Source organism: Streptomyces sp. NPDC002092 (genome assembly GCF_053593775.1).
Genome location: NZ_JBSFDG010000015.1, coordinates 264,841 through 280,550, shown reverse-complemented (window position 1 = coordinate 280,550; position 15,710 = coordinate 264,841). Strand labels below are relative to the sequence as shown.

15 protein-coding genes are annotated in these 15,710 nt (G+C 71.6%); 11 read left to right on the top strand and 4 right to left on the bottom strand.

Features of this window, described 5'->3' with window-relative positions; genetic code table 11:
* Positions 1-154 precede the first annotated feature (154 nt).
* The 4 genes from ACWCRD_RS32285 to ACWCRD_RS32270 form a co-directional block, all read right to left on the bottom strand.
* Positions 155-424, bottom strand: coding sequence for a hypothetical protein (locus tag ACWCRD_RS32285; protein ID WP_450969273.1), 270 nt, complete (start codon positions 422-424; stop codon positions 155-157).
* Between the two features lie 195 nt (positions 425-619).
* Positions 620-847 (bottom strand): DUF3107 domain-containing protein, encoded by a 228-nt coding sequence (locus ACWCRD_RS32280; protein WP_030929216.1) that lies wholly within the window; start codon positions 845-847, stop codon positions 620-622.
* Positions 848-999: 152 nt separating this feature from the next.
* On the bottom strand, positions 1,000-1,644 hold the full coding sequence (locus tag ACWCRD_RS32275) for a TetR family transcriptional regulator (RefSeq protein WP_115906081.1): 645 nt from the start codon (positions 1,642-1,644) through the stop codon (positions 1,000-1,002).
* A gap of 205 nt (positions 1,645-1,849) precedes the next feature.
* Entirely contained in the window at positions 1,850-2,074 is a 225-nt protein-coding gene (locus ACWCRD_RS32270) for a hypothetical protein (RefSeq protein ID WP_450969272.1), read from the bottom strand.
* A 164-nt stretch (positions 2,075-2,238) separates the two neighbouring features.
* Between ACWCRD_RS32270 and ACWCRD_RS32265 the strand changes: the two genes are divergently transcribed.
* From ACWCRD_RS32265 to ACWCRD_RS32215, 11 genes are all read left to right on the top strand, one after another.
* On the top strand, positions 2,239-3,300 hold the full coding sequence (locus tag ACWCRD_RS32265) for an alpha/beta fold hydrolase (protein WP_450969271.1): 1,062 nt from the start codon (positions 2,239-2,241) through the stop codon (positions 3,298-3,300).
* An 8-nt stretch (positions 3,301-3,308) separates the two neighbouring features.
* Positions 3,309-4,610 (top strand): DUF3152 domain-containing protein, encoded by a 1,302-nt coding sequence (locus tag ACWCRD_RS32260; protein ID WP_450969270.1) that lies wholly within the window; start codon positions 3,309-3,311, stop codon positions 4,608-4,610.
* Between the two features lie 56 nt (positions 4,611-4,666).
* Entirely contained in the window at positions 4,667-4,759 is a 93-nt protein-coding gene (locus tag ACWCRD_RS32255) for an Ms4533A family Cys-rich leader peptide (RefSeq protein ID WP_311736786.1), read from the top strand.
* A gap of 185 nt (positions 4,760-4,944) precedes the next feature.
* Positions 4,945-6,663 (top strand): ABC transporter substrate-binding protein, encoded by a 1,719-nt coding sequence (locus ACWCRD_RS32250; protein WP_450969269.1) that lies wholly within the window; start codon positions 4,945-4,947, stop codon positions 6,661-6,663.
* A 4-nt stretch (positions 6,664-6,667) separates the two neighbouring features.
* Positions 6,668-7,672, top strand: coding sequence for an ABC transporter permease (locus tag ACWCRD_RS32245; RefSeq protein WP_450969268.1), 1,005 nt, complete (start codon positions 6,668-6,670; stop codon positions 7,670-7,672).
* Positions 7,669-8,667, top strand: a complete 999-nt coding sequence (locus tag ACWCRD_RS32240) for an ABC transporter permease (protein WP_450969267.1) — start codon at positions 7,669-7,671, stop codon at positions 8,665-8,667. The genes ACWCRD_RS32245 and ACWCRD_RS32240 overlap by 4 nt, the downstream gene beginning before the upstream one ends.
* Positions 8,664-10,403, top strand: coding sequence for a dipeptide ABC transporter ATP-binding protein (locus ACWCRD_RS32235; protein ID WP_450969266.1), 1,740 nt, complete (start codon positions 8,664-8,666; stop codon positions 10,401-10,403). The genes ACWCRD_RS32240 and ACWCRD_RS32235 overlap by 4 nt, the downstream gene beginning before the upstream one ends.
* 190 nt (positions 10,404-10,593) lie before the next feature.
* Positions 10,594-12,321 (top strand): DUF3492 domain-containing protein, encoded by a 1,728-nt coding sequence (locus ACWCRD_RS32230; protein WP_450969265.1) that lies wholly within the window; start codon positions 10,594-10,596, stop codon positions 12,319-12,321.
* A complete protein-coding gene (locus ACWCRD_RS32225; RefSeq protein ID WP_450969264.1) occupies positions 12,318-13,823 on the top strand; it encodes a hypothetical protein in 1,506 nt (501 codons plus the stop codon). The genes ACWCRD_RS32230 and ACWCRD_RS32225 overlap by 4 nt, the downstream gene beginning before the upstream one ends.
* Positions 13,824-13,998: 175 nt before the next feature.
* Complete coding sequence (locus ACWCRD_RS32220) at positions 13,999-14,958, top strand: NAD-dependent epimerase/dehydratase family protein (protein ID WP_450969263.1); 960 nt, start codon at positions 13,999-14,001, stop codon at positions 14,956-14,958.
* Positions 14,946-15,695: a spherulation-specific family 4 protein gene (locus ACWCRD_RS32215; protein WP_450969262.1), complete on the top strand. Its 750-nt coding sequence runs from the start codon at positions 14,946-14,948 to the stop codon at positions 15,693-15,695. Before ACWCRD_RS32220 ends, ACWCRD_RS32215 begins: the two co-directional genes overlap by 13 nt.
* Positions 15,696-15,710: the final 15 nt, after the last annotated feature.

The following is a 15,710-nucleotide window of genomic DNA, read 5'->3' as shown; positions in this document are numbered from 1 at the left end:
CTGGATCAAGACCTGGAACGAACAGGCCCGGCCCTTCAAGTGGAGCAAGACCGCAGACCAGATCATTGACCGCATCTGCCGCTACTGCGACAGGACCTCCGGACCGCCTCACTAGCTCTCGCTTCCCTGGTCGTCCCGGTCGTCCCGGTCGGGGTCACGCCGGCGCTGATCGCCGGCGGAGTCTCCCGGCCGGGCGCACCAGCAGGGAGAGTGAGGCCGCGGAGACGATCGCCGCGCCGAGCAGGATCAGCAGGAAGTTGCCGGGGTCCAGCGCGCTGTGGGTGACGAAGGCGCCGAAGAGGGCTCCGGCGACACCGGTCGCGAGCACCAGCGAACGGGTGGGCAGACGGTCGGACAGACGGTGCAGCGCCGCCCCTGCCAGCACAAGACCGAGAAGTGCGGAACCGAGCGCTTCGAACAACATCTTGGAGTCCCTCCCACACGGCCACACTGCCCATCACGGTCGTAGCCCGTCATACCCGTGACCTGCGGAATGCAATCCTCCTCTGTGAGCGAGTTGTGCTCCACCTGTGGAGAAAAAAATCTTGGGGGGGAAAGTGAGAGGGGCCCGGCGACCTTCGGTCGCCGGGCCCCTCTCCGGTGATGTGCTGTTGTGCGCCTACAGCGCTCCGAAACCCACCTTGCGCGGGGCCGGCTCGCCGAGCTCGACGTAGGCGAGGCGCTCTGCCGGGACGAGGACCTTACGGCCGTGCTCGTCCACGAGGGTCAGCAGCTGCGACTTCCCGGCCAGTGCCTCGGCCACGACCCGCTCGACCTCCTCGGCACTCTGACCGCTCTCCAGAACGATCTCGCGGGGCGCGTGCTGCACGCCGATCTTGACCTCCACGGCTATGTCCCTCCGACGGTCAGTGAAGTGCGCGACCTTTACGCGCCGTACCCAGCACACATTAGCCCGGTGAGGGGACGTACACCCTCCGCGCCTGCACGCCAGGAGCGAACAGTGGACGGGAACAAACGGCCTGTACGCGCGCGTGCGGGTCAGTGGTGCTGTTCGGTGCCGTGCAGCGGGAAGCCCGCGATACCGCGCCAGGCGAGCGAGGTCAGCAGCTGCACCGCCTGGTCGCGCGGGACGCTGCGGTCGCTGTGCAGCCAGGACCGGGCCACCACCTGGGCGAGGCCGCCGAGACCGGAGGCCAGCAGCATCGCCTCCGCGGGCGAGAGGCCGGTGTCCTCGGCGATCACGTCACGGATCGCCTCCGCGCACTCGTTCGTGACCTTGTCGACCCGCTCGCGGACCGCGGGCTCGTTCGTCAGGTCCGACTCGAAGACCAGGCGGAAGGCGCCGCCGTCGTCCTCGACGTACGCGAAGTAGGCGTCCATCGTCGCCCGTACGCGCTGCTTGTTGTCGCTCGTCGAGGCGAGTGCCCCGCGAACCGCCCCGATCAGCGACTCGCAGTGCTGGTCCAGCAGTGCGAGATAGAGGTCGAGCTTGCCCGGGAAGTGCTGGTAGAGCACCGGCTTGCTGACGCCGGCGCGCTCCGCGATGTCGTCCATCGCGGCCGCGTGGTACCCCTGCGCCACGAAGACTTCCTGTGCGGCGCCCAGCAACTGGTTCCGTCGGGCACGGCGCGGCAGGCGCGTGCCCCGCGGGCGTGCCGCCTCTGTCTGCTCGATGGCTGTCACGCCGCCTCCCAAAATCGTCCACATGCGGTGTGCGCCGCGCGGCCATCGTACTTTTCGGTAACCCGGTCGTGCGCGGTGCGAGCGCAGAATTTCACGGACCGGACGGCGGCGAAAGCCGTACAGAGGGTTTCAAAGCAGGCCGAAGCGGGCAGCGGGTCGCCCCGTTCCAGCTCAGCGCCACCCTCCGCCGCCCCGTAAGCGCTTGTCAGCGGTAGTCGTCCTCGTCGATGGAGACGACACGGCGCTGCTCGTCGAGGTCGGCCTCGTTCGCGCGGGCCGGGTCCACGTCCTCGAGAGGGTCGTCGCGGTCGGGCACGAGGTGGGCGTACTGTTCCGCGGCGTCGTTCTCGGGGGCCTCGACGTCGATCTCCTGGGCTTCCTGCGTGTCCTCGTCCTCGAACGTCTCGGGATCGGTGGGGTCTACGGCCATGGCTGGGCTCCCTTCCTACGACTGTCCCTGGAAGAAGCAGGGACCACAGCGGGTGCCCTCTTTATGAGCCTAGGAGACACCCGATCCGGACGCCATGCGCTGTGCGTGCGATCTGTGACGGCGAACACATGAGTCACTGCGTGATCGTCTCGTAACATTGCCGCATGTCTTCGACCGAGCTGCCCTCCGTGCCGGCGACCACAGCGCTCCCGAAGGTGGCGCCCGTCAGGGTCGCGGACGGTGAGCGGCTCAGGTCGGTCGGGCTGCCGGGGATCACGCTGTCGGTGCGGTCGAGACCGCCGGCCCGTGCGGGACTGCCGCCCGCGCTGTACGTGCACGGGCTCGGCGGCTCCTCGCAGAACTGGTCGGCGCTGATGCAGCAGCTGGAGGGCGTCGTCGACGGCGAGGCGATCGACCTGCCGGGCTTCGGCGACTCGCCGCCGCCGGACGACGGCGACTACTCGGTGACCGGGCACGCGCGCGCGGTCATCCGTTTCCTCGACGCGGCCGGACGCGGGCCCGTGCACCTCTTCGGCAACTCGCTCGGCGGCGCCGTCACCACCCGCGTCGCGGCCCTGCGGCCCGACCTCGTACGGACGCTCACGCTGGTGTCGCCGGCGCTCCCGGAGATCCGCGTCCAGCGGACCGCGGTCCCCACGGCGCTGCTGGCGCTGCCCGGTGTCACCGCGCTCTTCACCCGGTTCACCAAGGAGTGGTCCGCGGAGGAGCGGGTCCGCGGGGTCACGGCGCTCTGCTACGGCGACCCCGGGCGGGTGACGCCGGAAGGTTTCCGCAATGCGGTCGAGGAGATGGAGAGGCGCCTCCAACTGCCGTACTTCTGGGACGCTTTGACGCGCTCCGCGCGCGGGGTGGTGAACGCCTACACGCTGGGCGGCCAGCACGGCCTGTGGCGCCAGGCCGAGCGCGTCCTCGCCCCGACCCTGCTCGTCTACGGCGGCCGGGACCAGCTCGTCGGCTTCCGCATGGCCCAGCGGGCGGCCCGCGCCTTCCGCGACTCCCGTCTGCTCACCCTGCCGGACGCGGGGCATGTGGCGATGATGGAGTACCCGGACACGGTGGCCCGGGCCTTCTGCGAACTCCTCGGCGAGACGGGACAGTTGGCCGACGGAGTCCGGTCCGGCGAACCCGCGGCCGCGGTTTCCTCCGACGGAGGTGGTCCGGTCGTCGACGACGACGAGGCCGCCGCCGAGAGTGCGGGGAGCTGAGGGCCGACGTGGGACGCCACAGCCGCCGCGGGGGCGCCGCCGCCGCGAAGGGTGACGCCGGTGACATAGGTGCGGGGGGCCGCCGGGTGCCCGGGCCGTCGGACGGGCAGCAGCGGGCTCCGGGGTACGGGACGCCGAGGGCGGGGGACGGTACGCCTGCCCATGGGGTGCCGCGGTTCCCCGACGGCACCCCCGCGCACGGCACCCCCCAGGTCCGCGGCGGTCACCCCGAGCAGCGTGAAGCCGGTGGCGGCTGGGGCGAGTTGAGGGGGCCGGGCAGCCTAGCCGGTCCCGGTGTCGCCATACCGCGGCAGCGGCAGGCGCCGTCCCGAGGGCCGCGGCAGGACTACGTCGACGCCTTCGACGAGGACGACGACGTCTTCGCGCCCCGCACCGGTGCCTCGGCGCACGCCTCGGAGCCGTATCCCTCCGTCACCGGCGGGGACCTCCGCACCGGTGTCGGCGTGCCCTCCGAGACCGATGACGACGCGCCGCCCACCGGTGTGCCCGCGCAGACCAGGGGCAGCAAGGGGCGGACGTTCACCGGTATCGCGGCCGCCGCCGTCACCACCGTGCTGGCCGTCGTCGTCGCCGGCCAGGTCACGAACGGACGCGAGAACACCGGCGTCGGGACGCAGTCGGCCACCGACCAGGCACGCGACGCCCGGGACTCGGGGCCGTCGCCGATCTCCTCGCCCGGTGTGGCGACACTGACGTACGCGCAGGCGATGGGGGAGAAGTACCCGCTCAGCGCCACGCTCAAGGGGTCGGGGAAGTTCGATGCGGTCCCCGGGGTCGACAAGGCGCCGGGCACAGGGCAGAAGTACACCTACCGCGTGGACGTCGAGCAGGGGCTCGGGCTCGACGGTGCGCTCTTCGCCCGGGCCGTGCAGAAGACGCTCAACGACGACCGGAGCTGGGCCCACAACGGCGCCCGCACCTTCGAGCGCATCTACACCGGCAAGCCCGACTTCGTGATCACGCTCGCCAGCCCCGGGACGACCGCGAAATGGTGCGCGAAGTCCGGGCTCGACACCACCGAGGACAATGTCTCGTGCGACTCGGCCGCCACCGAGCGCGTGATGATCAATGCATACAGATGGGCGCAGGGATCGAAGACATACGGTGATCAAATTCACGCCTACCGGCAGATGTTGATCAATCACGAGGTGGGCCACCGGCTCGGCTACAGCCACGTCACCTGCACCAAGAACGGCCAGCTCGCGCCGGTCATGCAGCAGCAGACCAAGTTCCTGGACCATGACGGGATCCACTGTCTGCCCAACCCCTGGCCCTATCCCGCGAGTTGACAGGCGCCTCATATGTCACGTTGACATGCGCAGAAAGTTCATACATATTTCTGGGCATGTCGACCCCCCACGCCTCCGACCGCGCCGCTATCGAGCTGGCGCTCATCGGCGTGACCCCGCTCTGCGTGGCCGACATCCACTGTCGCTGACGCTCGCCCTGAGGCGTTCGCGTCGCGATCTTTTTCTCCCTCCGTGACTCGGTCACGGTTTTCGACGACCTGACGCCCGGGCAGAGGTCTGTTCACGTTCGTCTCACTCCTCGTCCATCCGTCTCACCATTCGGGCTTATCCCGGGTTCACCGGATCCCGATCACTCCGAGAGGTCGTCATTCCGATGCGTCAACCGTCCGTCAAAGCGCGCCGCTTGGCCGCCGCATCCGTAGGCCTGGTTCTGGCGGCGGGCGCCGCCGCCTGCGGGCCGAAGGACAACGATGCCAAGGGCTCCGGCGGCGACTCCACGCCGCACAAGGGCGGCACCTTGACGGTGCTGAACGCCGACCCGCAGGAGAACTTCGACCCGGCCCGCCTCTACACCTCCGGCGGCGGCAACGTCCCGTCCCTGGTCTTCCGTACGCTCACCACCCGCAACCGCGAGAACGGCGCGGCCGGCGCCAAGGTCGTCCCGGACCTCGCCACCGACACCGGGCGCCCCAACAAGGACGCGACCGTGTGGACTTACACCCTGAAGAAGGGCCTCAAGTACGAGGACGGCACCGCGATCACGTCCGCCGACATCAAGTACGGCATCGAGCGCTCCTTCGCGCCCGAACTGTCCGGCGGTGCCCCCTACTTGAGGGACTGGCTGGTCGGCGCGGCGGACTACCAGGGGCCGTACAAGGACAAGAAGGGCCTGTCCGCGATCGAGACGCCGGATGCCTCGACCATCGTCTTCCATCTGAACAAGCCCGAGGGCGAGTTCCCGTACCTGGCCACGCAGACGCAGTTCACGCCCGTCCCGAAGAGCAAGGACACGGGTACGAAGTACGCGGAGCACCCGGTCTCCTCCGGCCCGTACAAGGTCGTGAAGAACGAGAACAACGGCGAGCACATCGTCCTCGAGCGCAACACGTACTGGTCGACGGCGACGGACGCCGAGCGCAAGGCCTACCCGGACAAGGTCGACGTGAAGTCGGGTCTGGACTCGTCCGTGATCAACCAGCGGCTTTCGGCGTCCCAGGGCGCGGACGCGTCCGCCGTCACGACGGACACCAACCTCGGCCCGGCCGAACTCGCCAAGGTGACGGGCGACAAGGAGCTCGCCTCGCGCGTCGGCACCGGGCACTTCGGCTACACGAACTACATAGCGTTCAACCCGACCGTCAAGCCGTTCGACAACGTCAAGGTGCGGCAGGCGATCTCGTACGCCATCGACCGGTCGTCCGTGATCAATGCGGCGGGCGGTTCCGCGCTCGCCGAAACCGCCACCACCTACCTGCCCAACCAGAAGTCCTTCGGCTACACGCCGTACGACCTCTTCCCGGCGGGCAGGACGGGCAACCCGGCGAAGGCCAAGGAGCTGCTGGCGCAGGCCGGTTACAAGAACGGGCTCACGGTCACGCTGACGCACTCCAACGCCAAGAACTTCGAGACCAGCCCGGAGATCGCGACCGCCGTCCAGGACGCGCTCAAGCAGGCCGGCATCACGGTCAAGCTGCAGGGGCTGGAGGACAACGACTACAAGGACAAGATCCACAACGTGAAGACCGAGCCCGGGTTCTTCCTCGCCCACTGGGGTGCCGACTGGCCCTCCGGCGGTCCCTTCCTGGCCCCGATCTTCGACGGCCGGCAGATAGTGAAGGACGGCGCGAACTTCAACTCGGGCCTGCTCAATGACAAGTCGGTCAATGCCGAGATTGACGCGATCAACAAGTTGACCGATCTTGACGCTGCCGCCAAGAGGTGGGGTGCACTGGACAAGAAGATCGGCGAGCAGGCGCTGACCGTGCCGCTGTTCCACCCGGTCTACAAGCGCCTGGTCGGCAAGGACATCAGGAACGTCGTGATCAGCGACTGGACCGGTGTGCTGGACATCTCGCAGGTCGCGGTGAAGTAGCGCCGTGAGCGAGGCACTTGTCGCCACCCAGGTCCCCGAGGTGTCCTCCTCGGGGACCTCGGGGGCCCGTCAGTTCTGGCGGCGGCTACGCACGCAGCGCGCCGCCCTCGTCGCCGCGGCCGTCGTCGCGCTGCTGGTCCTGGTCGCGCTCGCCGCGCCCCTCCTCACCGCCCTCGAGGGCCAGGACCCCACCACGTACCACCCCTCGCTCGTCGACTCCGCGCGCGGCGGCGTGCCGACCGGCTCCTTCGGGGGCATCGGCGGGGACCACTGGCTCGGTGTCGAACCGCAGACCGGGCGGGATCTGTTCGCCCGGCTGGTGTACGGGGCGCGGGTCTCGCTGGGGGTCGCACTCGCCGCGACGGTCATCCAGGTCGTCGTGGGTGTGGTGATGGGCATCGCCTCCGCACTCGGCCGTGGATGGGTTGATCAACTGTTGAGCCGGATCACCGACATCTTCGTCGCCATGCCATTGATGATCATGTCGTTGGCCCTGCTCGCGATCGTCCCGTCGAGCTTCCCGCGACCTGTACTGGTCACCCTGGTCATCGGGTTCATCGCCTGGGGCAACATCGCCAAGATCGTGCGCGCCCAGACGCTCACCCTGAAGGGGCTCGACTACGTCTCCGCCGCGCGGCTCAGCGGCTGGGGCACCTGGCGTATCGCTCGCAGGGAGCTGTTGCCAGGGCTCGCCGCGCCGGTCATCACGTACGCAGCGATCCTCATGCCGGTCAACATCAGCGTCGAGGCCGCCCTGTCCTTCCTCGGCGTCGGAGTGAAGCCGCCGACGCCGTCCTGGGGACAGATGCTCACCGCCGCGGACGTCTGGTACCAGGCCGCCCCGCAGTACCTGCTGCTCCCGGCGGGCTCGCTGTTCGTCACCGTCCTCGCGCTGACCGTCCTCGGCGACGGCGTCCGCGTCGCCCTGGACCCGCGCGCGGCCTCGCGACTGAGCGTCGGCACGGGCAGCAGGCGCGAGGCCAAGGCCGGCAAGGAGGAAACCGCATGAGCGGCTTCGGAGGCTTCCTGCTGCGTCGCACCATCGGCGCCGTGGTGACCCTGCTGGCCATCTCGGTGATCGTCTACGTCGTCTTCTACGCCACCCCCGGCAACGTCGCCCAGATCACCTGCGGCCCGCGCTGCTCCCCGGAGCAGGTGCACCAGGTGGCGCAGCAGCTGAGGCTCGGCGATCCGCTGTACCTGCGCTACTGGCACTTCCTGGAGGGGCTGGTCGTCGGCCAGGACTACTCCACGGGCACCTCGGTGGAGCACTGCTCGGCCCCCTGCCTCGGGCTCTCGTACCAGAGCGACCAGCAGGTCATGGCCATCATCCTCACCAAGCTCCCGGTGAGCCTCTCGCTCGTGCTCGGCGCGATGGTGCTGTGGCTGGTGCTCGGCGTCGGTACGGGTGTGCTCTCCGCCTGGCGGCGCGGCCGGTTCACCGAGCGCGTGCTGACCGCCCTCACCCTGGCCGGCTGGGCCACGCCGGTGTTCGTCATCGGGCTGGTCCTGATGATCGTCGTCTGCGGCGAACTGCAGCTGCTGCCCTTCCCGCAGTACGTGAACCTCACCGACGACCCCGAGCAGTGGGCGTGGAACCTGCTCCTGCCCTGGCTCTCGCTCGCCCTCATCGAGGCCGCGGCGTTCGCCCGGCTGACCAGGTCGTCGATGCTGGAGACCCTGGCCGAGGACCACATCCGCACGTTCCGGGCCTACGGCGTCGCCGAGCGGACGATCGTGGGACGGCACGCGCTGCGCGGGGCGCTGGCGCCCGTCATCGCGCTGAACGCCAACAACGTCGGCTCGGCGATCGGCGGCGCCGTGCTCACCGAGACCCTCTTCGGCCTTCCCGGCATCGGCCAGGAACTCGTCCACGCCGTCAATGTGGTCGACCTGCCGGTCGTCGTCGGCATGGTCCTGGTGATCGGCTTCTTCGTGGTCCTCGCCAACGCCGTCGCGGACGTGCTGTACGCGGTGGCCGACCGACGGGTGGTACTGACGTGAGTCTCGTCCAAGTCACGGATCTCTCTGTCGAGTTCGGCGACCTGCGGGCCGTCGACGGCCTCTCCTTCCGCCTGGAACAGGGCGCCGCCCTGGCCCTGGTCGGCGAGTCCGGCTCCGGGAAGTCCACCGTCGCCTCCGCGCTGCTGGGGCTGCACCGCGGCACGGGCGCGCGGGTCGGCGGCTCGATCGAGGTCGCCGGCACCGACGTACAGCGGGCGTCGGAGGACGAACTGCGGCGGCTGCGTGGCGCAAAGGCCGCGATGGTCTTCCAGGACCCCCTGTCGTCCCTCGACCCGTACTACGCGATCGGCGACCAGATCGCCGAGGTGTACCGCGTGCACACGCGTGTGTCGCGACGGGCGGCACGCGCGCGTGCGGTGGAGGTGCTCGACCGGGTGGGAATTCCGGACGCACAGCGCCGGTCCCGTTCCCGTCCGCACGAGTTCAGCGGCGGCATGCGCCAGCGCGCGCTCATCGCCATGGCACTCGCCTGCGAGCCCGAGCTGCTGATCGCCGACGAGCCGACCACCGCGCTCGACGTCACCGTCCAGGCCCAGATCCTCGACCTGCTGCACACCCTGCGCGAGGAGACGGGCATGGGGCTGCTGCTCGTCACGCACGACGTCGGCGTCGCCGCCGAAAGCGTCGACGAGGTCCTCGTCATGCGGCACGGGCGCGTGGTCGAACACGGGCCGGTCACGGACGTACTGGACGCGCCGACAGAGCCGTACACACGGGCCCTGTTGGCAGCGGTCCCGCGCGTGGACGCGCGGCGGACGACACCCGGGGCCGTCCCGGAATCCGCGACGGGCAACGGCGGGATCGCCTCGCCGGAGGCTTCGGCGGAGGGCGCTCGGTCCGGCTCGTCGGGGGAGGGCACCGAGGCTGCCTCACCGGCCGATGTGACGGAGAACGCCCGGGGTGTCTCTTCGGCTGCTTCCGGGGACGTCGTTCTGGAGGCGGCCGGGCTGCGGCGTGAATTCGGGCGCGGCAAGCGGGCGTTCGCCGCGGTGGACGACGTGTCGTTGACCCTCCGCCGTGGCGAGACACTCGGCGTCGTCGGCGAGAGCGGCAGCGGAAAGACGACGCTCGGGCGGATGCTGGTCGGGCTGCTGGAGCCGACCGCGGGTGAGGTCCGTTACGAGGGGCACGCGCGCGTGGGCGTGAATCCGGCTGTCCAGATGGTGTTCCAGGACCCCGTCTCCTCCCTCAACCCCCGTCGCAGCGTGGGCGAGTCGATCGCCGATCCGCTACGCGCGCGTGGCGAACGGGACGAGAAGGGCATCAGGCAGCGCGTGACGGAACTGCTCGAGCGCGTGGGGCTCGAAGGGGCGCACTACGACCGCTACCCGCACGAGTTCAGCGGCGGCCAGCGCCAGCGCGTGGGCATCGCCCGGGCACTCGCGGCCGACCCGCGCGTCATCGTCTGCGACGAGCCCGTCTCCGCGCTGGACGTGACCACGCAGGCCCAGGTGGTCGCCCTGCTCGGCGAGCTGCAGCGCGAACTCGGGCTCGCCCTCGTCTTCGTCGCCCACGACCTCGCCGTCGTACGACAGGTCAGCGACCGGGTCGCGGTGATGCGCCGCGGCCGGATCGTCGAGTCCGGGCCCGCCGATGAGGTGTACGACAACCCCCAGGAGCCGTACACCAAGCAGCTGCTCGCCGCCGTACCGGCACTCGACCCCCAGGTCGCGGCCCGGCGCAGAGCCGCCCGGCGGGAACTGGCCGCAGCCTGACGTAACGTAACTGCTTGATCTCGTAGCGCGATCGAACGCGATCCGCACGGGAAAGTTACGACCGTTCACCCCTTTTGGTGGCGCGATGGACAACCGTCCGTCGCGCCACCGCCTTGTCCGCATACGTTCTTCCCGCTGCGAGCCGCCGGGTCAACGGCGGCTCCCCATACGGGAGATCGGGGGTGCGCTCGTGCGCATCGGACTGCTTACGGAGGGTGGCTATCCGTATGTGAGCGGTGACGCCAGGCTCTGGTGCGACCGGCTCGTGCGCGGGCTCGGGCAGCACGAGTTCGACGTCTACGCGCTCAGCCGCAGCGAGCGCCAGGAGAGCGAGGGCTGGGTCGCGCTTCCGCCGCAGGTCGGCCGGGTGCGGACGGCGCCGATGTGGACGGCCGAGGGCGACGGGACGAGCTATGGACGCCGGGCGCGGCGGCGGTTCGCCGAGTGCTACGGGGAGTTGGCGGCCGCGCTGTGCGCGGGGAACGCCGGAGATCCTTCCGGCGCTTCGGGGGAGACCCCCGCCACTGAGGCGGACCGTTTCGGCAGCGCGCTGTACGGGCTCGCCGAACTCGCCCGCGACGAGCGCGGCCTGGTGGGAGCGCTCCGCTCCGAGGCCGCCGTACGAGCTCTGGAACGCGCCTGTCGTGCGCCGGGCGCCTCGGGAGCGGCGCGGGAAGCGCGCGTACCGGATCTGCTCGCCGTGGCCGCGCACCTGGAACGCGCCCTGCGCCCCCTCTCGCTCGACTGGTACGAGGACGACGACCTCGGCTCGGCCGACCTGTGCCACGCCACCTCCGGCGGCCCCGCGGCCCTGCCCGGGCTGCTCGCTCGTCACTTCCACGGCGTACCCCTGCTGCTGACCGAGTACGGCGTGCGACTGCGCACGCACTACCTGGCCGCCACGGACGCGCCGCCCGCTGTACGGTCCCTGCTCGCCGCCTTCCACGGCAGGCTCGCCGCCGAGATCTACGACCGCGCCACGATCGTCACGCCGGGCAACGCACATGCCCGCCGCTGGCAGGAACGGTGCGGCGCCGACCGCGCGAAGCTCCGCACGGTCTACCCGGGCATGGACGCCTCCCGCTTCGCCGAGGTCGGCGAGTCCCCCCAGTCCGCGGACCCCGACACGCTGGTCTGGGTCGGCCGCGTCGAACCCGCCAAGGACCTGGTGTCGCTGCTGCACGCCTTCGCGGAGATCCGCAAGGAGGCGCCGAAGACCCTGCTGCGGATCGTCGGTGCCCCGGACGGCCCCGACGGCGAGGCATACCTCGGGCACTGCCGGGCGCTGGCCGCGCAGCTCTTCCCCGACGAGGCGGCAGGGCTGCACGCCGTCGGCGACAACCCCGTGTCCTTCGAGGAGATCGGCGGGCCGGAACTGCCGAGCCTCGCCGACGCGTACGCCGCCGGCGCCGTGACCGTGCTGTCCAGTGTCGTCGAGGGCTTCCCCATCAGCCTCGTCGAGGCGATGTTCTGCGGCCGCGCGACCGTCTCCACGGACGTCGGCGCGGTCGTGGAGGTCATCGGGGGCACGGGGCTCGTCGTACCGCCGCGCAACCCGCGGGCGCTCGCCGAGGCCTGCCTGGCCCTGCTGCGTGACCCTGAGCGCCGGGAGCGCCTGGGCGCCGCGGCACGCGCGCGTGCGCTCGAACTGTTCACCGTCGAGCAGAACACCACGGCATTTCACGGCATTTACCTGGAGATCGTCTCGCGCACCCCGGTGCGCCGCGTCGTCCTCGACGACACGGGAGAGCCCCTGCCGTTCGCCGTCCCCGCCGAGGCGCACCTCCCCGGCCGGTGGACCCACCCGGACGCGCGCGTGGTGGCCCGCGGCGGCCCCGGCTGGGCAACGGGCACCCCGGTACGCGCGACCTCACCGCGGCCCACACCCCCGATGCCGGCCACCGAGGGGGCGCGATGAGCGACCTGGGAGCACTGGACCGCCCCGGCACCCCGGACAGCCCCGGAGCCTGGGACGAACGGTCACAGGGATGGCTCGCGGGGGAGCCCACCGCCCCGGACGTCGCCGGAGGGGAGGCGGCATCCGGTGGGCACGGCGGCGATGACGCCGGGGCATGCGCGCGGGCCGATACCGAAGCGCCGGCACGCACGCGTGGCGGCGTCGAATCGCCGGCCCGCCCGGGCGTCGACGCCGAAGCCGCGGCACACACGCGTGGCAGCACCGAACCCCCGGCCCGCGCGCGTGTGGACGCCCAAGCCACGGCACACAGGCGTGCGGAGGCCGAAGCCGTGGCGCCTACGCGTGCGGAGGCCGAAGCCCCCGCGCCGGCGCAGGCAGACACCGACGCCCCGGCCGCTCCCCGCCAACCAGCTGCTCCGCGGCGGGCTGCCGCCGACCCCGTGAAGGCGCTGATGCACCGTCACCGCGAGTTGTGCGAGCGGGCGGTGGACCCCTTGGAGATCGCTGCGGGTCTGGAGGCGCACGGCGTCACCGACCGGACCGCCGCACGCTTCCGGCACCGGGACGTCTTCTCCCTGGCGGAGGAGATGTACGCGCGCGTGCCCCGCGACGACGGCGCCTCCGGCCGCCCAGCAGCCCTCGACCTGCCCAGGGCACGCGTCGACTGGGCCCTGCTCACGCTCCTGCCCGGAGCACTGTGCGCGGCGACCGTCACCGCCCTGCACCTCACCCACGGACAGGCCCGCGCGATCGCAGCCGCCGTCGGAGTCCTCGCCGTCGCTCTCGCCGTGCGCCCGGCGCTCACCCGCGGCCCCCTCGGCGCGACGGACCGCAGACCCCCGGGACCCCTCCCGCACGCACCCGCCAGCCGTGTGAGCACGTACTGGCTCCTCGGGTACGCCCTCCTCGGCGACGGCCTGCTGCGCGCAGCCCCCGCCGGAGGCCCCGACGGCCCTTGGCCCCTCGCCACGGCCCCCGTCCTGGCCCTCATGCTGGCCTGCGCACCCGCGGCCTGGAGCGCCCACCTCTTCGCCGTACACGCCCGCCGCAGACTGAGCGACAGCCGTGCCCTGGAGGAGTACGCGGCCTCCGTACGACCGCTCCTCATCGGCACGTTCGCCCTGTTCCTGTGCGCGCTGACGGCCCTGCTCGCCCTGTGCGGCGCGGCCCTGGGCGAGCCCGCGGCCTACGCCCAGACCGTCACCCTGGGCGCCCTGCTGATCCTCGCCCGACTCCTCACCACACACGGTTTCAGCCACGCCCCCGCGCTCGTCCTCACCACCACGGCCGCGGCCGAGATCGCCGCCACGGCCACCGTCTTCGCGGGCCACCTCCCCGGATGCGGCTTCCTCGCCGGCCCCGTGGAGACCCTCGTCGACCACTGGGGCCCCGGCAGCGTCCCGGCCCTGGCCTGCGGGGCAGCCGCGCTGACCTTGCTGATCCACGCGACCCGCACCCTCACCCGGGCCTCGGCCCAAGCACCCGCGGACCGGCCGTGCTGACGCGGCAGCCGTCCCCGGCGCACCCTCACGGGTCGCATGCACTCCGACGGGCGCCCGCCCACGCCCTGCCGCAGGCGCCCGGCCGCGCCGCCCGAGGCAAACGCACCACCCCCTCCGAAGGAGAACCCCAGATGATCACCTCCCGACCCGACATCTCGGCCCCGGGAGCCGCCCGATGAGAGTCCTGCTGATCGGAGCCAACGGCTACCTCGGCCGCTTCGTCGCCGACCGTCTGCTCGCCGACCCGGCCGTCCAGCTCACCGCGCTCGGCCGCGGCGACGACGCCGACGTCCGCTTCGACCTCGCGTCCGGCAGCCCCGGAGCCCTCACCCGCTTCCTCGACGCGGTCCACCCCGGCGTCGTCATCAACTGCGCCGGCGCCACCCGGGGCGGCGCACGCGACCTCACCCGCCACAACACCGTCGCCGTCGCCACCGTCTGCGAGGCCCTGCGCCGCAGCGGCTGCGGCGCCCGCCTGGTGCATATCGGCTGCGGCGCGGAGTACGGCCCGAGCCAGCCGGGTTCGTCGACGGCGGAGGACGCCGTCCCGCGCCCCGGCGGCCCGTACGGAGTGAGCAAGCTCGCCGCCACCGAACTGGTCCTGGGCTCGGGCCTGGACGCCGTCGTCCTCCGGGTCTTCTCACCGGCCGGCCCCGGCACCCCCGCCGGCTCGCCGCTCGGCCGGCTCGCCGAGGCCATGCGCCGCGCCATGCAGTCCGGCGACGGCGAACTCAAGCTCGGCGGCCTCGGAGTCCAGCGCGACTTCATCGACGTACGCGACGTGGCGCGCGCCGTGCACGCCGCCTCGCTGTCCGCCGCGCAGGGCGTCATCAACATCGGCTCGGGTCGCGCCGTCCGGCTGCGCGACGCCGCCGCCATGCTCGCCCGCGTGGCCGGATACGCCGGCGCGCTCCACGAACTCGACGGCCCGCCCGGCCCGCTGCGGGCCACCATCGGCCACCCCCGCAGCGAATCCGACCACGCGGCCCCGGTCGCGTACCCGTACCCCGACGGCTGCGGCAGCTGGCAGCAGGCCGATGTGCGCACCGCACGCGACCGGCTCGGCTGGCGGCCCCGCATCAACCTCGAAGAGTCCCTCGCCGACATCTGGATGGAGGCGGCATGCCGTATCTGACCAGCACCAAAGCGGGCACCGCGAGCACCGACGTCCGCACCGGGTTGGGCATCCCCGGCTACGCACACCCCCTCCTTGCACCCACCGAGTGGGGCGAACTCACCCGCCCCGGAACGCCCTTGCACTGGGTCGTCCTCAACGTGGCCGACGGGCCCGGCTCCCGCCCCGACCCGCACTGCCTTGAGGCCGCCGGCCGCCTGCGCAACGCGGGCGTACGGGTCCTCGGCCACCTCGACACCGCCCACGGGGCCCGCACCTTCGGCGAGGTGATCTCCGACGCGCACCGCTACCTCGACTGGTACCAGGTCGACGGCTTCCTGCTGGACCGCTGCCCGACCGAACGCGTCTCACTCCCCGAGGTCCGCCGCACCGTCACCGCGCTCCGCGGGATCCGTGACGATGCCCACATCGTCCTCGGCCACGGCACTCATCCGCACCCCGGCTACGCCGAGACCGCCGACCAACTGGTCACCTTCTGCGGGTCCTGGAGCGACTACCGCTGGTCGCAGGTGGCCGAGTGGACCGCGGACCACCCGCCGGAGCGCTTCTGCCACTTCGTCCACGGGGTGCCGCGCCCCCACCTGGAGGAAGCACTGCGCATCGCCCGCTGGCAGGGCGCCTCGACGATCTACTTCACCGACCACACCGACCGGGGCGGCCGCGCGGACCCCTGGGAGACCATGCCCGGCTACTGGGACGACATCGTCTCGCGGATCGGAACGGGTGTCTCGGAATGAAGAAGGCCGTGGCAG